The 19,843-nt window shown below is 67.1% G+C and carries 22 protein-coding genes and 1 pseudogene; 1 reads left to right on the top strand and 22 read right to left on the bottom strand.

Annotation, left to right across the window (positions count from 1 at the left end):
* Positions 1–76: 76 nt before the first annotated feature.
* The 9 genes and pseudogenes from murB to ACSX1D_RS07445 all read right to left on the bottom strand — a co-directional run bounded on the left by murB (position 77) and on the right by ACSX1D_RS07445 (position 7,468).
* Positions 77–1,096: a UDP-N-acetylmuramate dehydrogenase gene (gene murB, locus ACSX1D_RS07485; RefSeq protein WP_439861646.1), complete on the bottom strand. Its 1,020-nt coding sequence runs from the start codon at positions 1,094–1,096 to the stop codon at positions 77–79.
* Entirely contained in the window at positions 1,093–1,557 is a 465-nt protein-coding gene (locus tag ACSX1D_RS07480; protein ID WP_439861645.1) for a low molecular weight protein-tyrosine-phosphatase, read from the bottom strand. The genes murB and ACSX1D_RS07480 overlap by 4 nt, the downstream gene beginning before the upstream one ends.
* Positions 1,557–2,321, bottom strand: coding sequence for a 3-deoxy-manno-octulosonate cytidylyltransferase (gene kdsB / locus ACSX1D_RS07475; RefSeq protein WP_439861644.1), 765 nt, complete (start codon positions 2,319–2,321; stop codon positions 1,557–1,559). The genes ACSX1D_RS07480 and kdsB overlap by 1 nt, the downstream gene beginning before the upstream one ends.
* Positions 2,322–2,507, bottom strand: coding sequence for a Trm112 family protein (locus ACSX1D_RS07470; RefSeq protein WP_079201660.1), 186 nt, complete (start codon positions 2,505–2,507; stop codon positions 2,322–2,324).
* A 58-nt stretch (positions 2,508–2,565) separates the two neighbouring features.
* Positions 2,566–3,570 carry a tetraacyldisaccharide 4'-kinase gene (gene lpxK, locus ACSX1D_RS07465; RefSeq protein ID WP_439861643.1) on the bottom strand — a complete coding sequence of 335 codons (1,005 nt, stop codon included), beginning with the start codon at positions 3,568–3,570 and terminating at the stop codon, positions 2,566–2,568.
* Positions 3,571–3,583: 13 nt separating this feature from the next.
* Positions 3,584–4,012, bottom strand: coding sequence for an ExbD/TolR family protein (locus tag ACSX1D_RS07460; protein WP_208709284.1), 429 nt, complete (start codon positions 4,010–4,012; stop codon positions 3,584–3,586).
* Positions 4,009–4,641 (bottom strand): MotA/TolQ/ExbB proton channel family protein, encoded by a 633-nt coding sequence (locus tag ACSX1D_RS07455; protein ID WP_208709282.1) that lies wholly within the window; start codon positions 4,639–4,641, stop codon positions 4,009–4,011. Before ACSX1D_RS07455 ends, ACSX1D_RS07460 begins: the two co-directional genes overlap by 4 nt.
* Before the next feature lie 72 nt (positions 4,642–4,713).
* Positions 4,714–6,585 (bottom strand): annotated as a pseudogene (locus ACSX1D_RS07450) (DNA internalization-related competence protein ComEC/Rec2); the annotation flags it as partial.
* 85 nt (positions 6,586–6,670) lie between these two features.
* Positions 6,671–7,468 (bottom strand): DNA adenine methylase, encoded by a 798-nt coding sequence (locus tag ACSX1D_RS07445; protein WP_439861642.1) that lies wholly within the window; start codon positions 7,466–7,468, stop codon positions 6,671–6,673.
* A gap of 86 nt (positions 7,469–7,554) precedes the next feature.
* Here ACSX1D_RS07445 and ACSX1D_RS07440 point away from each other — a divergent pair, with 86 nt between their 5' ends.
* Complete coding sequence (locus ACSX1D_RS07440) at positions 7,555–7,854, top strand: helix-turn-helix domain-containing protein (RefSeq protein WP_439861641.1); 300 nt, start codon at positions 7,555–7,557, stop codon at positions 7,852–7,854.
* 17 nt (positions 7,855–7,871) lie between these two features.
* Here the strand turns inward: ACSX1D_RS07440 and ACSX1D_RS07435 are convergent, their stop codons facing one another.
* The 13 genes from ACSX1D_RS07435 to ACSX1D_RS07375 all read right to left on the bottom strand — a co-directional run bounded on the left by ACSX1D_RS07435 (position 7,872) and on the right by ACSX1D_RS07375 (position 19,840).
* Entirely contained in the window at positions 7,872–8,069 is a 198-nt protein-coding gene (locus tag ACSX1D_RS07435) for a hypothetical protein (RefSeq protein ID WP_439862279.1), read from the bottom strand.
* A gap of 177 nt (positions 8,070–8,246) precedes the next feature.
* The gene (locus ACSX1D_RS07430; RefSeq protein ID WP_439861640.1) at positions 8,247–8,810 is read right to left on the bottom strand and encodes a hypothetical protein; all 564 of its coding nucleotides are present in this window, start codon (positions 8,808–8,810) and stop codon (positions 8,247–8,249) included.
* A gap of 44 nt (positions 8,811–8,854) precedes the next feature.
* Complete coding sequence (locus tag ACSX1D_RS07425) at positions 8,855–10,753, bottom strand: tail fiber domain-containing protein (protein ID WP_439861639.1); 1,899 nt, start codon at positions 10,751–10,753, stop codon at positions 8,855–8,857.
* A 68-nt stretch (positions 10,754–10,821) separates the two neighbouring features.
* Positions 10,822–11,499, bottom strand: coding sequence for a YmfQ family protein (locus ACSX1D_RS07420; RefSeq protein ID WP_439861638.1), 678 nt, complete (start codon positions 11,497–11,499; stop codon positions 10,822–10,824).
* Positions 11,490–12,548, bottom strand: coding sequence for a baseplate J/gp47 family protein (locus ACSX1D_RS07415; RefSeq protein ID WP_439861637.1), 1,059 nt, complete (start codon positions 12,546–12,548; stop codon positions 11,490–11,492). Before ACSX1D_RS07415 ends, ACSX1D_RS07420 begins: the two co-directional genes overlap by 10 nt.
* Entirely contained in the window at positions 12,548–12,994 is a 447-nt protein-coding gene (locus ACSX1D_RS07410) for a phage GP46 family protein (RefSeq protein WP_439861636.1), read from the bottom strand. The genes ACSX1D_RS07415 and ACSX1D_RS07410 overlap by 1 nt, the downstream gene beginning before the upstream one ends.
* The gene (locus ACSX1D_RS07405) at positions 12,991–13,524 is read right to left on the bottom strand and encodes a phage baseplate assembly protein V (RefSeq protein ID WP_439861635.1); all 534 of its coding nucleotides are present in this window, start codon (positions 13,522–13,524) and stop codon (positions 12,991–12,993) included. Before ACSX1D_RS07405 ends, ACSX1D_RS07410 begins: the two co-directional genes overlap by 4 nt.
* The gene (locus ACSX1D_RS07400; protein WP_439861634.1) at positions 13,511–14,551 is read right to left on the bottom strand and encodes a phage baseplate assembly protein; all 1,041 of its coding nucleotides are present in this window, start codon (positions 14,549–14,551) and stop codon (positions 13,511–13,513) included. Before ACSX1D_RS07400 ends, ACSX1D_RS07405 begins: the two co-directional genes overlap by 14 nt.
* Positions 14,544–15,755 carry a DNA circularization protein gene (locus ACSX1D_RS07395; protein ID WP_439861633.1) on the bottom strand — a complete coding sequence of 404 codons (1,212 nt, stop codon included), beginning with the start codon at positions 15,753–15,755 and terminating at the stop codon, positions 14,544–14,546. Before ACSX1D_RS07395 ends, ACSX1D_RS07400 begins: the two co-directional genes overlap by 8 nt.
* Positions 15,755–17,572, bottom strand: coding sequence for a phage tail tape measure protein (locus ACSX1D_RS07390; RefSeq protein WP_439861632.1), 1,818 nt, complete (start codon positions 17,570–17,572; stop codon positions 15,755–15,757). Before ACSX1D_RS07390 ends, ACSX1D_RS07395 begins: the two co-directional genes overlap by 1 nt.
* A 90-nt stretch (positions 17,573–17,662) precedes the next feature.
* Complete coding sequence (locus ACSX1D_RS07385) at positions 17,663–18,007, bottom strand: hypothetical protein (RefSeq protein ID WP_439861631.1); 345 nt, start codon at positions 18,005–18,007, stop codon at positions 17,663–17,665.
* Between the two features lie 9 nt (positions 18,008–18,016).
* Positions 18,017–18,361, bottom strand: a complete 345-nt coding sequence (locus ACSX1D_RS07380; protein ID WP_439861630.1) for a phage tail tube protein — start codon at positions 18,359–18,361, stop codon at positions 18,017–18,019.
* 9 nt (positions 18,362–18,370) lie between these two features.
* Positions 18,371–19,840 carry a phage tail sheath subtilisin-like domain-containing protein gene (locus ACSX1D_RS07375; protein WP_439861629.1) on the bottom strand — a complete coding sequence of 490 codons (1,470 nt, stop codon included), beginning with the start codon at positions 19,838–19,840 and terminating at the stop codon, positions 18,371–18,373.
* Positions 19,841–19,843 lie beyond the last annotated feature (3 nt).

Here is a 19,843-nt window from a genome sequence, read left to right as displayed (position 1 = left end):
TTCGGCATCCCCTTTTTCTTTGTGGCTTTACTGCAGGCCCCGGCTAAGCGCGTACCGCTTAGCTCGCCTTAGGTACTCAGAGCACGTTGGGCTCGATCTCCAGCCTGACCGCGAAACGCTCGGCGATATCGGCCTGGATGCGCCGGGCCAGGTCCAGCAACTGCTGTCCGCTCGCCTGACCGTAGTTGACCAGCACCAGCGCCTGCAGCCGATGGACCCCGGCATCGCCCTCGCGAAAACCCTTCCAGCCGGCGCGCTCGATCAACCAGCCGGCCGCCAGCTTCACCGATCCATCGGCCTGTGGATAGGCCACCAGATCCGCATGCTGTTCGCGCAGACGCTGTGCGAGATCGGCGCTCACCAGAGGATTCTTGAAAAAACTGCCGGCATTGCCCAGCACCGCCGGGTCCGGCAGTTTCTCGCGACGAATGGCGCAGATGGCCTGACTGACGTCCAGTGCGCTTGGCGCCTCGATGCCCAGCTCCCGCAGGCGCTGGCGCACCGGCCCGTAGTCCAGGTGCAAGGCCGCCGAACGACTGAGGGCAAAGCGCACCCGCAGGATCACCCAGCGCCCGGCCTCGCGCTTGAACAGGCTGTCGCGGTAGGCGAAGGCGCAATCACCCAGGCCGAACTCGCGCAGCTCGCCGGTATGGCGATCCAGCGCGGTCAGCCCGGCGAACACATCCTTCAGCTCGACGCCATAGGCACCGATGTTCTGCATGGGCGCGGCGCCGACCGTGCCGGGGATCAGGCTGAGGTTCTCCAGGCCGACCAGGCCCCGTTGCAGCGTCCATTGCACGAAGGGGTGCCAGGGCTCCCCTGCCTCGGCCTCGACCAGCAGACGCTCGCCGTCATCCTCGAGCACGCGGATCCCGCGGCTGGCCATGCGCAGCACCAGCGCCTCGACATCGCCGGTCAGCAACAGGTTGCTGCCGCCACCCAGCAGCAGCAGCGGCAGCTTCTGCTCGGCCGCATGGGCCAGGGCCTGACGCACCTGCTCATCGCTGCTCGCTTCGGCAAACTGACGCGCCTGCGCCTGCACCGCGAAACTGTTGTAGGCCTTGAGCGAAACGTTGTGACGAACCTGCAAGCTCATAGGCGCCCCTGGATTTCAGCAAGCAAGGCGTCGCTGGCCTGCTCGATCAGATCGAGAACCTGCTCGAAGCCGTCCTCGCCGCCGTAGTAAGGGTCCGGCACCTCGTCCAATGCCAACTGATAGCGGCGCAGGAACAGATCCAGCTCGGCCGCATTGGCGCTCGGGCGCAGGCGCTGCAGATGCTGCAGGTTGCTGCCGTCCATGGCCAGGATCAGGTCGAAACGCCTGAAGTCGTCGCCGGCGACCTGGCGAGCACGCAGGGCCGACAGGTCATAACCGCGGCGCAGCGCCGCCTGACGGGTGCGCAGGTCCGGCGCCTTGCCGACGTGCCAGTCGCCGGTACCCGCGGAATCGACCTGGACACGGGCCTCGAGCCCCGCCTCGCGCAGCTTGTGGCGAAACACGCCTTCGGCGGTGGGTGAGCGGCAGATATTGCCGAGGCAGACGAACAGTACGCGCATCAGACCTCCAGCAATCGGCGCACGCGCTCGAGATCTTCCGCGGTATCGACCCCGGCGGGCGGCGCCTGCAGGGCATCGGCGACATGGATGCGCACGCCGTGCCAGAGCGCGCGCAGCTGCTCCAGGCACTCGCTGTTCTCCAACCAGCAAGGCCCCCAGGCAACGAAGTCATGGAGGAACTGCGCGCGGTAGGCGTAGATGCCGATATGCCGGCGGTAGGGGACGTCGGCCGGCAGCTGCTCACGGCTGACGGCAAAGGCATCGCGCGCCCAGGGCAGCGGCGCACGGCTGAAGGTCAGCGCCAGGCCGCTGTGATCGGTGGACACCTTGACCACATTGGGATTGAACAGCGCCGCCACCTCGTCGATCGGCTCAGCCAGGGTCGCGATGGCCGCCTGCGGGTTGGCTGCCAGGTTGGCGGCCACCTGGTCGATGATCGCCGGCGGAATCAGCGGTTCGTCGCCCTGCACGTTGACCACTATGGCGTCGGCCGCCAGGCCCAGTGCGCTGGCGACCTCGGCCAGGCGATCGGTCCCGGAGTTGTGCTCGGGACGAGTCAGCACCACCTCGGCACCGAAGCCACGACAGGCCTCGACGATGCGTGCATCGTCGGTGGCCACCACCACCTGCTGCGCACTGCTCTTGCACGCCTGCTCCCAGACATGCTGGATCATCGGCTTGCCGGCGATATCCTGCAGCGGCTTGCCCGGCAGGCGGCTGGAGGCGAAGCGCGCCGGGATCACCACGGTAAAGGCTGTGCTCATCTACTTGTCCAGGCGCTCGTCGACGTTGAGGGTGCGGGCTTCGCTTTCCAGCATCACCGGTATGCCGTCACGCACGGGAAAGGCCAGGCCGTCGGCCTTGCAGATCAACTCGCTCTTGTCGGCGGCGAGCTTCAGCGGCCCCTTGCACAGCGGGCAGGCCAAGATATCGAGAAGTTTCGGGTCCATGGGAGATCCTTGCTAGGGGGCTGCAGGAGCCGCCGGCGCGCCCAAGCGCCGCGAAGGACTAGGGTGAGCCTGGCAGCAAGCGGGCCAGTTGGGCATCGAACCAGGCGACAAAGGCCGCAGAGGGTTCGGCATCCACCGCCAGGTACCACCAGTCGTCGGCGGCAAAGGGCCGGCATTTCACCGCATCCTTCTCCGTCATCAGCACAGGCAAGCGCGGGCTGAAATCCAGCAACTCGGCGCTGTACTGCGCATGGTCGGCGAAGGCATGCGGAATCGGCCGCCAGTGTAGCGCCTCGAGCGTGGCGAAGAAACGCTGCGGATTGCCGATGCCGGCCACGGCGTGCAGGCGCTGCCGGGGCGCAAAGTAATCCAGCGGGCGACGCTCGCCACTGCGCACATTGACCAGCGTACGCGGACGCAGGCAAAAGCCGTAGCCGCCCGCCGGGTCGTTGTCGCTACCGTTGTAGAGCAGTGCGTCGACACTGCGCAGACGCTCTGCCGGCTCGCGCAGAGGCCCGGCCGGCAGGCAGCGGCGATTGCCCAGGCCGCGGGCGGCATCGATCAGCACCAGCTCCAGGTCGCGAGCCAGGCGGTAGTGCTGCAGACCGTCGTCGCTGAGGATCAGGTCGAGCTCCTCCTGCTCGAGCAGCGCGCGTACCGCCCGGCCGCGATCCGGGTCGATCATCAACGGCACGTCGCTACGCTGGACGATCAGCAGGGGCTCGTCACCGGCGACGCTGGCCGCCTGCTCGGCGCGCACGCGCCAGGGAAACCGTGGCGGGACCGCGCCATAGCCGCGACTGACCACGCCGACCCTGAGCCCGCGACTGCGACAGTGCTCGATCAGCCAGAGGATCAGCGGGGTCTTGCCGGTACCGCCGACGGTGATATTGCCCACCACCAGCACGGGCACCGGGGCGCGATAGATCTCGCCCTCGCCGGCGAGAAAGCGCGAGCGGCGACGCTGCACCACTTGGCGATACAGCGCCTCCAGCGGGCGCAGCAGGCCAAGCGCAGGATGGCCGCCATACCAGGCGGCGACCAGCCGATCGGACCAGCCCATCAACAGCCACCCATCACGGCGCGGCCTGCGCCTCGACCGTGGTGATGCGCAAATGGGCGAAACCCAGCTTGCCGGCCGCATCCATTGCGGTAATCACCGCCTGATGCGGCGTCTTGGCATCGGCACTGATGGTCAGCGGCAGGCTGTTGTCGCCTTCCGACTCCTTCTGCAGCGCGGCGCTCAGTCCGGCCAGATCGCTCTTCAACAACTGGCGGCCATTGAGCGAGTAGCTGCCATCGGCGGCGATCAGCACTTCCAGTTGCTTGAGCTCGGTCTGCTCCGGCGGCGTGCCGCTGGCCGCCTCGGGCAGGTCGACCTTGAGCTGGGTCTCGCGGGTGAAGGTGGTGGTGACCACGAAGAACAGCAGCAGGATGAACACCACGTCGATCAACGAAGCCAGGTTGATCTCGACGTTTTCCCGCGGTTTGCGCCGGAACTTCACGCCTTGGCCTCGCTCAGGTCGACGTCGCGGTCTCCTTGCACCACTTCCACCAGCTTGATCGCTTCCTGCTCCATGCCGACCACCAGCTCATCGACGCGGCGCTGCAGGTAGCGATGGAAGAACAGCGCCGGGATCGCCACCATCAGGCCGGCGGCGGTGGTGATCAGCGCCTTGGCGATGCCTCCGGCCAGTACCGGCGCATTGGCCATGCCCGAGCCCATGAAGGAGCTGAAGATCTCGATCATGCCCAGCACCGTGCCGAGCAGGCCGAGCAGCGGCGCGATACCGGCGATGGTGCCGAGAGCATTGAGGTAGCGCTCCAGCTCGTGGATGACCCGCGCGGCGGCCTCCTCGATGCACTCCTTCATGATTTCGCGACCATGCTTGGAGTTGGCCAGGCCCGCCGCCAGGATCTGCCCCAGGGGCGAGTCGGCGCGCAGCTCCTTGAGTTTCTGGTTGTTGAGCTTCTTGTCCTTGATCCAGCGCCACACCTGACCGAGCAGATTGGGCGGGGTGATGCGACTGGGCCGCAGAGTCCACAGGCGTTCGGCAATGATGCCGGCCGCGGCAATTGAACAGAGAATGATTGGCAGCATCATCCAGCCGCCAGCTTTGACCAGTTCCCACACGGTGGCAGATCCCCCTCACAAAAGTGGCGCCACTCTAGCATAGGGTCGTACCCTCGCCGACCGCCGCCGTTCTCATTTTTCTCGCCAGAAGCGACGCTCGCCGCGAAGCCCGCGCGCCTCGCCGTAGGTGCCCAAATGCAGCTGCACGGCGCCCTGCTCGACCGTGTCATAGAGCCGAGCCGACAGCGCCCCATAGCGCGCGACCACGGCGGGATGGGGATGACCGAAGGCATTGTGCTGGCCTCGGGAAATCAGCACCGCCCGCGGTGCCACCGCACGCACAAATTCGGCAGAGGAGGAACTGCGGCTGCCATGGTGCGGCGCCAACAGCCAGTCAGCAGGCAGGTCCAGGCCACTGGCCAGCAGGGCTCGCTCCGCGCGGCTGTCGATATCGCCGGTCAACCACAAGCGCTCGCCCGCCGCCTCGACGAGGAGCACGCAGGAGGCCTGATTACTGTCGAGCGCCTGGTCCCAGCGCCACAGGGTGAAACGCACCTCGTCCCACTGCCAGCTATGGCCGGATTCGCAGGAGTTGGCCTGCAAGTCTGCCGGCAAGGCTTCGGCCTCACCGCTCCACACCTTCCCGACCGTCATTCCCCGTTTGATTGCCAGGGCGCCGCCGGCATGGTCATTGTCGGCATGGCTCAGCAGCATCAGGTCGAGCTTCCTTACGTCCAGGGCGCGCAGCGACGGCAGCACCACCCGCTCGCCCATATCGAACTCACCGAAGCGCGGTCCCGCGTCATAGAGCAAGGTGTGCTCGTGAGTACGTAGCAGCACCGCCAGCCCCTGGCCGACATCCAACAGCCAGACCTCGGCCTGCCCCGGTGCCGGCCGCGGCTGAGGAGCGAAGAACAGCGGTAGCAGCAGGAGCCAGCCAAACGCGCGCAATGGAATGCCAGCCGGCAACAGCAGCAGCAACGCCCCCAGTGCCAGCAGCAACCAGGGCCAGATCGGCAAGCTGTTCGGAAGCCAGACCGGCACCCAGGCGGCGATTAGCGTCAGCAACCTGAACAGCAGCTCGAGCGCCCCACCGGCGAACCACAAGAGCGTTTCGCCCAACCAGGGCACTGGCAGCAGCAGGCTGCCGAGCAGCGCCAGCGGCACCACCGCCATGCCGACCCAGGGCACCGCAATCAGATTGGCCAGCGGCGCGCTGGCGCTGACCGGTAGCCCCAGTGCCAGCAGCAAGGGCAGCAGGCCGATGGCCATTGCCCACTGCGCCCGCCCCAGCGTGCGCCACCAGGACCAGGCGCCCAGGCGGCCGCCGAAGATCAGGATGAGCAAGGCCACTGCGGCGAACGACAGCCAGAAGCCGGCCTGCAGGCTGGCCAGGGGTTCCACCAGCAACACCAGGGCTAGGGCGATCAGCAGCGGCAGCCAGGCGCCAAGCTGGCGAAACCGCCAGCGCCACAGCAGCACCAGACCGACCATCACGCAGGCCCGACGCACCGGCACCTCGAACCCGGCCAGGATGCCGTAGCCCAGCGCGCCGGCAAAAGCCAGCAGGCAGGCCGCAGGCAACCACGGCCAGCGGCGCGGCCAGCAGCCCAAGCGCGCCAGGCCGGCGACCAGCCCGTAGAGCAAGCCGGCCATCAGGGCGATGTGCTGCCCGGAGATCACCATCAGGTGAATGGTTCCGGTCTCCTGCAACAGCCGCCAGTCGGCTGCCGACAGGCCCGAGTCGTCACCGAGCACCAGCGCCGCCAGTCCCCCGGCGCGACCATGGGCGTCGCTGTCCAGCAGGCGCTGACGCAGGGCATCGCGCCAGGCGGAGGGGCCGTGCGCCGCAGTCAGCCGGCGCCCACTCTTCACCGTGCCGGTAGCGCCGATGCGCTGCGCCAGCAACCAGGCCTCGTAATCGAAGGACTGCGGATTGACCAGGCCGCGGGGCCGCTTGAGCCGCACCGCCAGGCGCCAGGTTTCACCGCCCTGGAGCCTCGGTGTAAGCGCGCGCCGGAATTGGCATCGCGTCGCGGGTAATTTGGCACAGACACCGCGCAAAAAACTGGCGGGCTAATTGGCATAGTTAGAACAGCCCGCCCATCACCTCCGGTTGCCAGTTCATGATGATCAGTTCCGAGCTGGCTGCGGGCCCTCCCTGACGTTGATTGCCGACGCTGTATTTGATCCCCGTCTGTTCCATGTGGAAGCCAGCGAACGCCTCGCGGATGTCGGGGTGGTCGTTGATGCTGACCATCACCTTGCCCTTGCAGTGGAGCATGAAGGCGGCCATCGCCTGGTACTGCTCGAAGGGGAAGTCGACTCCGTAGCCTTCGGTCTGCCAGTACGGTGGGTCCATATAGAAGAAGGTGTGCGGGCGGTCGTAGCGTTCGACGCAGTCCAGCCAGGGCAGGTTCTCGACGTAGGTGCCGGCCAGGCGCAGGTAAGCGGTCGACAGGTTCTCCTCGATCCGGCACAAGTTGATGGCCGGGCCAGTGGTGGCGGTGCCGAAGGACTGGCCATCGACCCGGCCGCCGAAGGCATGCTGCTGCAGGTAGTAGAACCTGGCCGCGCGTTGGATGTCGGTTAGGGTCTCCGGGCGGGTTTCCTGCTGCCACTTGAACACCTGGCGGCTGCTCAGGGCCCATTTGAACTGGCGGACGAACTCCTCCAGATGGTTCTGCACCACGCGGTAGAGGTTCACCAACTCGCCGTTGATGTCGTTGAGCACCTCGGTCTTGGCTGGCATCGGGCGCAGAAAGTAGAGCGCGGCGCCTCCGGCGAACACCTCGACATAGCAGTCATGAGGAGGGAACAGTGGAAGCAGACGGTCGGCTAGGCGGCGCTTGCCACCGAGCCAGGGAATGATGGGCGCAGAGTGCATGTGAGATCCTTTTGCGGCTTGATTGAATACTGTATGCACAAACAGTATTGTTCGACCGTGAGCCGCTTCAGTAACCAGGAGACCCCATGGACGACTACATCGAGATACCGCTGCATTTCACTGCCGAGCATTGCGCCCAGGCGCGGGAGTTGCTGGGCTGGTCTCAGGAACACCTGGCCGAGGAGTCCGGGGTATCCCTTGAGGCCATCCAACAATACGAGGCCAAAAAACGGGAGCTGAGTGAGGTAACTCGCCAGGCACTGGCCTTCCGGCTCGAGGCGGAAGGCCTGGTCTTTATCAACGGGCATCAGCCTCTATGGGGCATGGACGTGCGCGGAGCGACCGACGATCCGCGCGACCGTAAGGACTTCCATCTGGTCGAGTAAGGCTGTCTGACCAAAAGCTACTCCGGCAGCGGATACCGTGCCTTGATCTCGGCCACCTTGGCCAGCCAGGCGCTGTAGTCGGGTTCGCTGCCGGCAATCTGCGCGTCGTACTCCGCCTCGATCTTGAGCGGGTCCGACTCGGCTTTATAGGCCGCCCGCCGCTGCTCGATGACTGACTCGCGCAACTGCGCGGGTGTGGCCATGGGCAGATCCATGGCCTCGGGAAACCCTCCGGCACCCGGCACAATGATCTTGCCAAGCGACTGAGCAGCGAGCAGCTCCTCATAACGCTCAACGGTGATCGGCTTGGCATCAGCCGGAATGCTTTGGTTGTAGGTGTCGTCAAACAATGCACGCACCGATGCCGCGTAGAAGAAAGCCATCCCCACCTCCTATGGTTTACCAACTGCCCACCAGAACACGCTGCGCGCATCGGTTGGCGATACTTTGTAGAACACCGAGAACTCAAAACCGCCGGCCAACGGGCGAGACGTGATCATGTGGGTCTCTACAGTGCGCAAGGTGGCGCCACCACCGGCACCAGAGACACTGTCCAGGTCGTCGACAGAGATTGCTGGGTGCGCGTTGCAATGGGCGAATTGCGTAAGCGCCACGGGAAAAGTCACCGCGCCGTCCCAGCGGTTGTTCGCGGGTGAGGCCGGCCCGGCAACTCGCCCCCACTGCAACAAGAAGCCGCCAGGAAGTGGGTAGCGGCCATTAATGTTGGCGACGGCCGTCGCGCCGATGGCGGTTATCAGCGCCTGGATCGCATCCAGCAGATCGAGGGCGCGCCCCTTGGTGAGGGCGATCCCTGCGCCCTCTATGAGCGCCGCAAGGTTCTCCTGGATGTCGTTCAGCCATTCCGCCGTCAGTACGGTGGCGGGGACACCGCCAGACGGGCTGCCCTCTGTGAATTTGTTGTCTACCGTTGCCGACGGCGCGTCGATTCGATGCATGTTCGACCTCTCTTCGATACTGTCAAATGGGGTTATTCAGTCCGCTATAGCGCACACAGGAGGAAGGCCAACAGCTCGTCATAGCGCACGCCATAGCGGTTTCCGGCCGGCTGGTAGGGGGTGACCACACGGCCATCGTCATCGACCACTGCGGCCTGTTCTGGCCACTCGTCGTAGCACAGCAAGGCATAGTGCTCGGCCACCAGGCCCTCGGCCTCGAAGGCAGCCTTCACGTCCTGGGCGAGCACGCCGAAATGGATACGCGCCCCGGCTTCACCCTTGAGTGCCACTGCGTCGTTGAACTTGAACGCCCGGATCATGCCTCTGAGGCGCAGCGCCACGGCACGCTCGGCCACGGAATGCTCGCGCACCTGCTGCTTATCGCGCGCGTCCGAGGTGTTGATGGTGCCGGTGGCGGCATACACCGTCTTGTAGCGGTTGCTGGTATGGCCCAGGTTGAGGGTGTTGTCGGTCGCAGGCAGGAGTGCACCGTTGCCGCCGAAGAAGGTGTTGGCGTCCAGGTAGATCCGCTGGCTGTTGCCCGAGTTGGTCGCCGACAGACCGGAAGTCCCGGCCGGCGCGTTCAGGTCGGCCGCCCCACTCAGGTCGCGAAACTGGTTGCCGGCCTTCGTGGTGTAGACCGGCGAGGTCACCAAGGCACCCTCTATGTAGGTCACGGCCGCGTCGTTCTGCACTGTGGCATTCTTCGGGCCGATGAACACTGCCGAGCGGCCGCGGAAGTTGATGACCGCATTGGCCGACGCCTGCGCCGCATGGTTGATGATGGTGGTGCCCTGGCTGTAGCCAAGGTCTACATCCACCGCCGCGCCGTTCAGGGCGTTACCGATCCGCGCAAAGTTCTCGATCAGCAGGCCACGGTTCTGCGCAACCGCAGTGTCATTCGAGACCTGTATCAAGCTGCCATCGTAGCCTGCCACCATGTCCCAGAAACTGACGCCGGAGATCTTGGTGTGCGAGGTCGCCTGCAGCAGGAACCCGCCTCCCGAGCAGATCTCGAAGGTCAAGCCCTCGAAACGGTTGTTGGTCAGGTACACACCCGCCACGGTGGCCATCAATCGAATGGCCTGTATGCCCTTCGATTGGGTGAGCCAGATATTCCGAAAGTTGTTCTCATTGACGACCGTGCCCTTCGCCATGAAATCGATGATCGGCGCCGTGCGCGTCACGTTGTCGACGATGAACTCACCGCCCTCGAACACGCAGCTGTAGGTACCGATCCAGTCCACGCCCAGCGTGCCGGCGGTATAGATCCCGGCGACACAGGACTTGTTGGTCGCGCGGGTATACAGGTAATTCTGCGTGAAGTGGCAGCGCACCGCCCCGTACTTGAGGTTGAGGGCGTGGCCCGTGGTGCTGCTGATGTTCAGCTGCTTGATACCGCAGTCATAGATGGCCTTGGTGTTCGAATAGACCACCGCATCACCGATGCCGATGTTGTCGAGCTTGGCGCCACCATTGCTGCCTCTGCGCGAACGCTCACCGACCAAGAACACATCGGCGTCCACCACTACCGGGGTGAGGATGTTGTAGGTGTACTGCCCCGGGAAATAGACCACCTCGGCACCGGAATCTACGGCTGCCTGAATAGCAGGCTGCCAGTCCCAGGTCGCGGGGTCAGCGGGATTGGGCTTGCTGGTGATGAGTCCGGCGTATTCCCAGACGCTCAGCCACTGCGCCGACAGCATGCCGCCGACGGTCCCGACGGCATCCGCCAGCGGCGTGCGCTGCCATCCCACCATGGCACCACCTGCAGAGCCTGCGAGGTCAGCATCGAACTGCTCAAGCACCTGGACCCTGCCGGTAAGCGCAGGTAAGCCGCCAATGGCCTCGCCCTGCTGGGCTAGCCATTCGGCCAGACTCGGCAAGGGGCCGGACTCGGTAGCGATCAGGGTGCCGGCTGGGTCATTGGCGAACCGCCGCATGATCTCGCTGCCGCCCTCGGCCTTGAGCGCCGCCGCCTCCAGGCGGTCATTGATATCAACTGGAATACTCATACAGCCCCCAAGTCATCAGGCATCACATAGTTAGCCGCATTGAACAGCGCATCCGAGGCCAGATACGCGGCCTCGGCCTCGATGGCGCCATAGCCCACCAGCACCAGGCTCTGCGCCGGCTTCAGCTGGTTGATCTTGCATTCCAGGGTGTCATTGCCCCAGGCCTGCAGCGGCTCGCCAGCCACCGAACGGCTGGCGCGGAACGGAATCACCGTGGTCTCCGGTGCATTGACCCGCCAGGCATAGACCCAGTCGCCATTGGCCAGCGGATCGCCGGCCGCCGAGCGGCCCGCGCGGAAGGGGCGGAACTCGCTGACGGTGACGTCGAAGCCGAGCGACAGGCCGACGCCCTGGAAGAACGCCACCGACTGGCCACCCGTGGCGAACAACTTGGCCACCACGGCATTGCGGCGACCTTGCAGGGTGGCCTCCAGCGCTCCCGAACACTTGTCCGGCAAGCCCAAGGCCGCCTCCCATCGCTCCAGGATCTCGTGGGTGAGCGACGGATCGATCTCGCGGTCCAGGTCATCGGCACGACGGTGCGCGCGGGCGAGGGATTCGCCGAAGGCCAGCAGCAGGCGTTGCAGGTTGCTGTCCGGCTCGCTGGTCCAGGCGGAGCCTGGCGGTAGCAGCTGGCCGAGCTGGCGGCCGTAGTCTTGCCCGGTCACAGCCATGTGATGCTCCCGAACACCGCCATCTCGCCGGCGGCATGGGTGACGTTGGCAGCCGGCGCCTGTAGTACGTGGTCGGTCTCTCCCACTGCGGTGCTGATGGCCTCGGCGATGTGGGTGCGCAAGATGGTTCCGCCGGGCTCGGCCTCGCGGCGCAGCAGGTCCTGCAGGGCGCTGCTCACCCGCTCGCGCAGGGCGGTGCTGTCCGGGGTGAGCTGGATCTCGAAGTCCAGCGGCACCGCGACGGGGGCGACGACGAACACCTCGGCGGTAACGGGTCGCTGGCTGTCGATATAGGCGAGTACCGCATCGAGCACGGGGGTGGTGGGAATCAGATCCACTTCGTTGTCGCAGACCACCCGCACCACCACGGTGTTGGGGCCCTGTTCGAGCGGCGATACCCAGGCGCGGGTCACGGCCGCATGGCCTTCCAGGGCCCATGCCTGATAATCCGCCGCGCTGCCCCCCATGGGCGGCAGCCGCAGCCGGGACAGTACCCGGCTGCGCAGAGCGGACAGGTCCTCCTGGTCGGCACCGCCGGTCAGCCCCGAACCCTCCACGGTCAAGGTGGAGTTGATGCCCGCCACCGGGCTGAGCAACGTCAGCTTGGCGCCAGCCGGCAGGTTGCCGGCCGCGCCCAGGGCTTGCGCCGAGACGGCGACGCTGCCGCTGCTACCGGCCAGGGTCAGGTCGGCCGTGGTGGCATACACTGTGCCGTCGCTGTATTGCAGGCGCGTGCCGGCATCCAGGACCGCCCCACTGCTGCCGCTCACCGCGAGGCTACCGGCGGCCGCCGTGGCATCCAGGTACCAGTAGCCAAGCAGGGCCGCCCAGCGTTCTACGCCCTCGGCCTCGGCCCGCTCGTCTGGCAGGAAGTTGCGCTCACGGGCCTGGATATTGGCATGCAGGCCCTGCACCGCGCCGGCCAGGGCCTGGCCGAGCACGCCGCTGACGGTGCGCCGGGTGCGGGCATCGCCGCCGGGCAGGTAGGTTTCGATATCGGCAGCGGCCTGCTGCCGCAACTCGACCAGGGTTGGCTGTATGAAGGCCATCAGAATGCCCCCCAGATGACGTCGTATTGATAATTTTCCAGGCGGCCATCCACCCGCTTGACCGCCACTGCTAGACCGAGCACGCCCCGGCGCGGCACGCTGGCGCTGACCTCTACGCGGGCGGCGATGCCGTCGACAACCAGCCAGGCCAGTGCCTCCTCGGCGTACTCCTTGGCCCGGCGCAGGGTTTCCTGGATCTCCTTTTCCCGGTCGAGCAGCCACAGGCGCGAGCCGATCTGGTCGCCCTCGATCACCGGGTAGGCATCGGCCCACCAGCCCCGGCGGTCGCGGTCCTCGCCGGGCAGTTGGTCGTCGGCCCTGGCGCGGCGATCGCTGAACAGGCTGATGAGGATCGAAGTCTGCAGGCCGTCATCCAGCTGCAGGTCGTTGCCGTCCAGGGCCAGGTCGCAGCCGTGGCCGTCCCAGATCAGGGCGATATCGCTCATTGCGGCGCCCCTGTGCTCTCGCCACCGGACTGCACGCCGACATGAACGTGTCCGGTCTGGCTGATGCCGGCGGCCACCTGGTCGCCGGCCGAGACGATCTGGCCGGTGGTGTTGATCACCGGAGTGTCGAAGTTCACCGCCGAGCTGGCGCTGATGTTCAGGGTCTCGGTCACCACCTCGATCACCCGGCCACGCTTGAGGTGAACCTTGTCGCCCTCGTCGGAGTAGAGCGCGACCTCGCCGTCTTCCAGGCTGGTCAGGCGGTAGCGGCGGTCGGCGCAGGCGATCACCACGCTGTGCGCGCGGTGGCCGCCGACGGCCAGCACCAGGGCCTCGGCGCCCGCGTGCGGCTTGTAGGTGTAGCCATAGGGCTGCCAGTGCTCGGCGCCGTCCAGAGCCTCGTCGGCCAGCAGGCCGAGCTGCAGGGTCTGCATCTTGGCGGCATCGTTGACCAGGGTGACCACGGCGCGGGCCACCAGGTGGGCCAGGCGGCGACGGATCGGGCCGAGCACGCGGTTACCAACTTGCATCGGTGGCCTCCGGCTCGGGCTGCTCGACCAGGTCGAAGGCTTCGCGTGGCATCACCGTGAGGTCGCTACGCTCGCCCTGCTCGTCGAGGATGTAGGTCAGGTCGGTGATCAGGCGCTCTTCGCCGTCCAGGAACTGATAGGCGTCGAACACCGGGGCCAGCATGTTCGGTCGCCACAGGGCACCGTTGCGCTGGCGGTGACCCTGCACGCTGTAGGTGACGCTCTGCGAACGGCCCCAGCGCACGTTGCGCTCCCAGATCACTCGGTCGCGGGCCCCGGCCGCGTCCAGGGGCGCGTCGGCGATCAGGGTCAGTGGGCGGTGGCGCTTGATGCGGCTGTCGCTGGCCTTGGCCAGCACGGCGGCGGCCGTCTCCCCCGACAGCCAGTCGTCGCCTGGCTGCTGGCCCTTGAGGCTGTAGCTGCTGAACACGTCGCGCAGGTCGAAGTTGCCCGAGGCGCTGAGGATGTTGTCGCCCAGGCGCAGCGCGTCGTTGGCGCGCTCGGTGCCGGCACGGGTAATCACCAGGTTGCCCCGACCGTCGGTGATCAGCAGCACGCCACGGATGCGCGCGGCCTGATCGAGCATCTCGAACACCGTCTCGCCATCGTTGGGCTTGAGGCTGCGGAACGGTGCATTGGCGCCGGCCAGATCGATCACGGCAATGCCAAAGGGCGCGCAAAGTTCGCGGGCGACGGCGGCCAGGCTGCGGCCTATCCACTGGGTGGCCGGGGCCGAACAGTCCACCAGGTCGGCGGTCTTGTCGCGGCCGGCGACCATCAGGCTGTGGTCCTGGCCGTTATAGGTGGGCGCCACATTGTCCAGGTACCCGGTGATCAGCAGCTCACCGTCGTAATGCAGGGTGCAGGGCGCACCGAAGCGCAGGGCGCGGCGGCTATCCTGGCCGGCCCAGCGCTCGGTCAGGCGCAGCTCGAAGCTGCCGGCCAGTTGCTGCATGCCCAGGTTGATGCGGTAGCTCTGCCAGCCGCCCCACTCGGTACCGTCTACGGCCAGGCGCACTTCAGGCATTCTTCAGCACCTCCAGCGAGACGCCGCCCGGCACGAAGCCTGGATGGCTGAGGCGGTTGCGGCTGACGATCTGCTCGGCCTGGCGCGCATTGCCGTACAGGCGGTGGGCCAGCAACAGCGCGGGCATGGTGGTGGCCGGGGTCACGCGGGTGAGCGGCACCAGGCTGGCCGCGCGCTGATTCATCTCGCTGACCAGTGCGGCGCTGAGCTGAGCCAGCTGGCGATAACGCTGGGGGCTGGCGGCCAGTTGCTGGCGGTCCAGCTCCTCGAGCAACTGATCGCGGATCTGCACCGCCTGGTCACGGTTGTCGTAGTCGACGCCGGCAGCGGGCTTGCTCACAGCCAGACGCACGGCCTCGCTGACGGCAGCCCGCTCGATCAGGCGATAGGTCGCCGCCTGGTTGGCGGCCAACTGGGCGCGGGCCGGAGGCTGGTAGGCCGTCGCCCCGGTGACGCGCTTGGCCTTGTCGCCCAGGCCGAACAGCGTCGCCTGTGCCCTGAGCGCCTGCAGCGGGTTGCCGAAGCCCCCGCTTAGGCCGCGCACCAGGCCGAGCAGCTGGCCGCCGAGGTTGCCGGGAGCCAGGATCAGCTGCTGCAGGTTGCTGGTCAGGCCCCGGTACAGGGAGCCGAATTCGCCGGCACCCTGCAGCAGGCCACCGGCATTGAGAACCGACTGGGTGGCCGCCTGCAAGCTGTCGATGGTGCCCTCGGCGACGAAGCTGGCGAAGCCGGCCACGCTGAAGGCCTCCTCGAACTCGGCCTGGGCATCGGCCTGCAAGGCGTCGGCGGCGGCATTGCCGGCGCTGCCTTGGGCCAGCTGGCTGTCCGGGCGCGGAGTGGCGCCGGCCTCGACGAAGGTCGCGCTGATGCGTGCCAGGCCGCCGCGCTCGGTACTCTCCTCGCAGCTGTAGTCGCCGTACACGGCTACCAGCAGCTCGCCACGGAAGGGGTGCATCAGGGTGCCGGGGCCAGCCGTCTCCAGCGCCTCGATCAGGCGATCGCGCTGGGCCATGTAGTCCGGGCCGATCACCGTCATGCTCAGCTGGAACTGGCGCGCCCGGCGGCCCAGGTCCTCGGTCGTGGGTTCGTCGCGCAGCGGGAACTCGTTGAGCACAGTACGGCGCCCACCGCTTGAGCTGCTGCTCTTGAGATGGAAGGGCACGCCGCGGAATGCGCCCGGCCGGTAGTCGTCGCGCCAGGCCATCAGCGACCCACCCCGGTAGCGCCGGTGTAGACGTTGAGGTCAGGACCGCCGCTGCTCTGCAGCTGGGTGACCTTGGCCTTGCCTTCACTGGTCACGTGGATCTCGATCTTGCCGGCCACCTCGGCGGCACGCTGATTGGCCGCAATGGCCGCGCGGGCCTCCTCGCTGAACGGCGAGATGGCATGAGCCACGGCCTTGCCGATGGCATCGCCGACGGCGGTGCCGTCGATCAGGTAGTCGTTGAGCAGCGTACCGATGCCATAACCGGCCGCACCGGCACCTGCGACGGCAGCCCCGGCGGTGGCCATAGCGCCCGCCCCGTACATGGGCAAGGCAGATAGCGACGTGCTGCCGAGCAGGCCAATGGTGGTTTTCAGCTTGCTGAAGGTCTTGGGGTTGAACAGCTCGCCAGCCTTGCTGGCCAGCTTGTCGGCTGTGCCAAGTGTTCCGCCAATCCCCTCGCCGGGCATGTTGACGACGAACACCGGCTGCACCCCGGCGGCCGCCTCCAGCGCCTTGCCGGTGGCCACGCCGACACCCACTCCACCGATCTTGCCGGCCAGGCCCTTGATGGCCTTGCCGCCGTAGCGGGCGGCGGCGGCCGTGCCCAGCGCCAGGCCTGCGCCGCCGACCAGGATGTCGGTGCCGTCCAGGCCGAGGCCGCCGTTGGCCTTGCGATCCAGGCCGAACTTGATGGCTTCGCTGAGGGCATCGTTGATGGGCTGGGCGAAGCCGTCGGCGGCCTCGCGCAGGGCGCCTTTCAGGCGGCCGGTCTGGTCGACGGCGTTGCCGATCGCCTCCGGCAGGTCGCGGGCGATGGTGCCGCCAGCGCCGTTGATATCGCTGAAGATACCGTCCAGGCGCGACAGCGAGTTACCGTCGAGCAGACTCTTGATACCGCGCTGGGTGTCCAGGTCGGTCTTGCCGAAGGCCTTATCGATGAAGCCGAAGCGCGCCCGATCTGAGTCGAGCTTGTCGTACTGGGTCTTGATGTCGCCGAGCACTGCCAGGGCATCGCGCCGCGAGCCATCCGCGTCGAAGAACTTGATGCCGGTCGCCTTGCCGGCAGCCTTCATATAGTTGGCGTTGGTGAACACGCGCAGGGTGCTGTCTGCCAGCGTCGCCAGCCGCTCGGCGTTCGGTTCCACCAGGGACAGGGTTTCGACCAGGGCCAGGGTCTGGTCCAGGCTGAGGTTGGACGATTTGGCGCTGCTGCCCACCCGGGCAAAGATGTCCGGCAGGTTCTCCAGCTCGGCATTACCGGCGCGGCCGGCGACCACCATCTTGTCCAGCAGTAGCCGGGCGTCCTCGGTCTTGCTCAGGTCGATATCGAACTGCTTGCCGGCCACGCCCATGGCCTTGGCCAGCGCATCGGCGTTGGTCTTGGCCACGGCCAGGGTTTCCGACATGGGCGCGACCGTGGCGGTCGCCTCGGCCATGCTCAGGCCGCCGGCGATCAGCGCATCCACGCCGGCCTTGAGTTCGTCCGCACCCTGGCCGGTGGCGATCTGGGCGCCGAGCAGCTCGGCGCGCAGGCGCTTGGCCTCGTCGGCCGTGGCTCCGGCCGTCAGCTGCAGCTGCTTGAGGTCCTTGTCCAACCGTGCCGACTGCATGCCGGCGGCGATCGCCGAAACGCCCAGGCCCAACTGCGCCAGCTTGCCCTCCACCGATCCGGCGAAGTGGCCGAGCGCCTGTATCTCGCGCTTGGCCGCGCTGCCGAACTTGCGCAGGCCGCCTTCGCCCTTGGCCAGCCCGCCCAGCAGGCGGGTGGCATCGGCGGTCAGGCGCAGGGCCAGGTTAAGGTCGCGGTTACTCATTGGGCTTGGCCAGGTTGCTCAGGTAGTGGGCGAACTCTCGGGGCGGTAGCGCGAGGATCTGCTCGCGCGACCAGTGGTGCCGCAGGGCGATCAGCTGGACGGCGTCCCAGTGCCCGCGGAGTCGCTCGGCGCGCCGTTTCCCAGTTCGTCCAGGTCGAGCTGGGCCTTGCGCAGGGCGAGGAAGTCGCCGCGCTTCTTGACCATGTCCACCACGAACGGCCCCTTGAACTCCTGGCCGTCGGCGCTGGTGACCTTGGTCAACTGGCGCACAGCCAGCTGGGCGTTGTAGTGGATGGCATTGCCGGGGCCGCCGGACTCCAGCTCGGCCTCGATCATGTCGGCGAGCAGCGCCTCGCGCATTTCGAAGGCGGTGTAGATGACGCCGGTGATCACCAGGCCATGGGGCAACTTGCCGGTGGTAGTGAGCTGCTGCATGGGGGCTCCTTAGAGTTCCTCAGCGGGCTGGCCGCTGAATTTCAGGGATACGTCGGCGCCGACGCTGACCGTGTCGACGGTGAAGGCTTCGCGGATGACCCAGCTCTTGCCGGTGTCGCTCTCGAACACCACGTTGGCGTCGGTCAGGTCACGCAGCTCCTGCACGCTCAGGTCGGCGGTGAGCGGCACGGTGCAGGTCAGCTCCGGCGCAACGGTGGCTTCCATGTAGCCCACCGAGCCGTCGTCAAGCGGCTCGGGGGTGCGGCCGGTGCCGCCCAGGTTGAGGGTGGCGCCCGGCTTGGAGCGCAAGCGCTTGCCGTTGTAGGCGATGGTGGCGCGGCCGTGGTGCTTCATAGGGGCTCCTTACAGGCGGTACTGAACGGCGGCCGCGAAGATGTCGAACTGGTTGACCAGGTTCGGCGGCAGCACGGCGTTCAGGCGGTTGGGGTTCTGGGTGGAACGCTTGATCAGCAGATCGCGCTTGAAGCCCTCGATGTCCTCGAGCAGGCCGTCCTGGGTGGCGAGCTTCACCGCCTCGGCGATCAATGTGGCGCGCACGGTGGTCGGCGTGGCGTAGGCCTGGCCCGGCACCGCGACATCGCCGAGCTTGTGGCGCGGGTAGTCGCGGGCCACGGCGGCGTTGAAGCGGAAGCGGATCAGATCGGCGGTCCACTTGGTCTCCAGGCGCAGCAGGCCGATATCCGGCAGACCGAAGCTGTTGACCTGGTAGTTGGTGATGATGGTCTCGATCAGCACCTGGCCGCCGGCATCGACGGTGAAGGTGCTGATGCCGTCGTAAAGCGCCAGGTTGCGCTCGGCACGGGTGAAGCGACTCTTCTCCGGCGGCGGCAATACGCCCGGCAGCACCAGGCTGCGGAACGGCCTGGCGGGATCATTGGCACCGCTGAACTCGGCCACCGTGGCCCACACCGAGGCCACCACCCAGGGCGCGGTCGGTACGTCGTACAGGCCCAGGGTGCTGACGTGTGGCGAGTTGCGGCCGTCGCCCCAGGTGGTCAGTGCGGCGTGGTTGCCGACCTTGGCGTTGAACAGGTGGCCGGTGAGCACGTCCATCGGGCCGAAGCGGCTGGCCAGCTCGGTCTCCAGGGCGGTCAGGTTGGCGCCATCCAGGTAGGGGCAGACGATGCTGTAGTACTGCTGCCCGGCGATCGCATCGAGCGCCGGCTGCACGTCCGGGTTGGCGGTGCCTCCGGCCATGGCCACGATGACCGCCGTCAGGCCGGCCGGGGTCTGCTCGCCGTAGTAATTCAGGCGCAGATCCAGGTCGTTGCCGGTCTCGCCCTTCCAGCGGCTGGTCAGGGTCACCACGCCCAGGTTGGCCGAGGCGGTGACTGGCAGGCTGGTGTCGGCGTTGATGGCGTCGGCCAGGCGGCTGGCCAGGGTGGCCACCGCCTCGGCGGCGACCACGGCGATGCGCACCTGGTGGCCGCCGATGTACAGCGCCAGGCTGCCGGTGGCGGTCGGCGTGCCGCTGAGGGTGACCGTGCCAGTGGCGGCGGCGCCCGCGCCGTCGTCATCCAGGGCGATCGCCCAGATGTCCACGTAGTCGTTGGCCTTGCGCGCGGCGGCGGCCATGCCATGCAGCATGCTGCCCTCGCCGAAGGCCTGGGCGGCCTGGTCGCCGGCCTGGCTGCCCAGGCGAGTGGCGGTCAGGGCGGCGACGGTGCCGCCGGCCAGGCGCTGGCCGACCAGCAGCAGGCGGCGCTCCATGACGGCGCCGCCACCGGCGGCCTTGCTCGGGTCGATCTCGATGTAGATGCCCGGTACCCGGATGTTGTCCGGGATTTCGTTGAAGCTGACGTTCTCGGCCATGGG

It is taken from the genome of Pseudomonas sp. MBLB4136 (assembly GCF_051904765.1).
Lineage (GTDB): Bacteria > Pseudomonadota > Gammaproteobacteria > Pseudomonadales > Pseudomonadaceae > Aquipseudomonas.
This window is presented reverse-complemented; position numbering and strand designations above follow the sequence as displayed.

Bases quoted from the DNA above. Each gene is read 5' to 3' on its own strand.
- ACSX1D_RS07425 (WP_439861639.1), bottom strand. From the start codon at position 10,753: ATGCGGCGGTTCGCCAATGACCCAGCCGGCACCCTGATCGCTACCGAG.
- ACSX1D_RS07430 (WP_439861640.1), bottom strand. From the start codon at position 8,810: ATGCATCGAATCGACGCGCCGTCGGCAACGGTAGACAACAAATTCACA.
- ACSX1D_RS07440 (WP_439861641.1), top strand. From the start codon at position 7,555: ATGGACGACTACATCGAGATACCGCTGCATTTCACTGCCGAGCATTGC.
- ACSX1D_RS07395 (WP_439861633.1), bottom strand. From the start codon at position 15,755: ATGGCCTGGCGCGACGACTACCGGCCGGGCGCATTCCGCGGCGTGCCC.
- ACSX1D_RS07420 (WP_439861638.1), bottom strand. From the start codon at position 11,499: ATGGCTGTGACCGGGCAAGACTACGGCCGCCAGCTCGGCCAGCTGCTA.
- ACSX1D_RS07445 (WP_439861642.1), bottom strand. From the start codon at position 7,468: ATGCACTCTGCGCCCATCATTCCCTGGCTCGGTGGCAAGCGCCGCCTA.
- murB (WP_439861646.1), bottom strand. From the start codon at position 1,096: ATGAGCTTGCAGGTTCGTCACAACGTTTCGCTCAAGGCCTACAACAGT.
- kdsB (WP_439861644.1), bottom strand. From the start codon at position 2,321: ATGAGCACAGCCTTTACCGTGGTGATCCCGGCGCGCTTCGCCTCCAGC.
- ACSX1D_RS07415 (WP_439861637.1), bottom strand. From the start codon at position 12,548: ATGGCCTTCATACAGCCAACCCTGGTCGAGTTGCGGCAGCAGGCCGCT.
- ACSX1D_RS07385 (WP_439861631.1), bottom strand. From the start codon at position 18,007: ATGCAGCAGCTCACTACCACCGGCAAGTTGCCCCATGGCCTGGTGATC.
- ACSX1D_RS07375 (WP_439861629.1), bottom strand. From the start codon at position 19,840: ATGGCCGAGAACGTCAGCTTCAACGAAATCCCGGACAACATCCGGGTA.
- ACSX1D_RS07400 (WP_439861634.1), bottom strand. From the start codon at position 14,551: ATGCCTGAAGTGCGCCTGGCCGTAGACGGTACCGAGTGGGGCGGCTGG.
- ACSX1D_RS07435 (WP_439862279.1), bottom strand. From the start codon at position 8,069: ATGGATCTGCCCATGGCCACACCCGCGCAGTTGCGCGAGTCAGTCATC.
- ACSX1D_RS07470 (WP_079201660.1), bottom strand. From the start codon at position 2,507: ATGGACCCGAAACTTCTCGATATCTTGGCCTGCCCGCTGTGCAAGGGG.
- ACSX1D_RS07480 (WP_439861645.1), bottom strand. From the start codon at position 1,557: ATGCGCGTACTGTTCGTCTGCCTCGGCAATATCTGCCGCTCACCCACC.
- ACSX1D_RS07380 (WP_439861630.1), bottom strand. From the start codon at position 18,361: ATGAAGCACCACGGCCGCGCCACCATCGCCTACAACGGCAAGCGCTTG.
- ACSX1D_RS07390 (WP_439861632.1), bottom strand. From the start codon at position 17,572: ATGAGTAACCGCGACCTTAACCTGGCCCTGCGCCTGACCGCCGATGCC.
- ACSX1D_RS07410 (WP_439861636.1), bottom strand. From the start codon at position 12,994: ATGAGCGATATCGCCCTGATCTGGGACGGCCACGGCTGCGACCTGGCC.
- lpxK (WP_439861643.1), bottom strand. From the start codon at position 3,570: ATGGGCTGGTCCGATCGGCTGGTCGCCGCCTGGTATGGCGGCCATCCT.
- ACSX1D_RS07405 (WP_439861635.1), bottom strand. From the start codon at position 13,524: ATGCAAGTTGGTAACCGCGTGCTCGGCCCGATCCGTCGCCGCCTGGCC.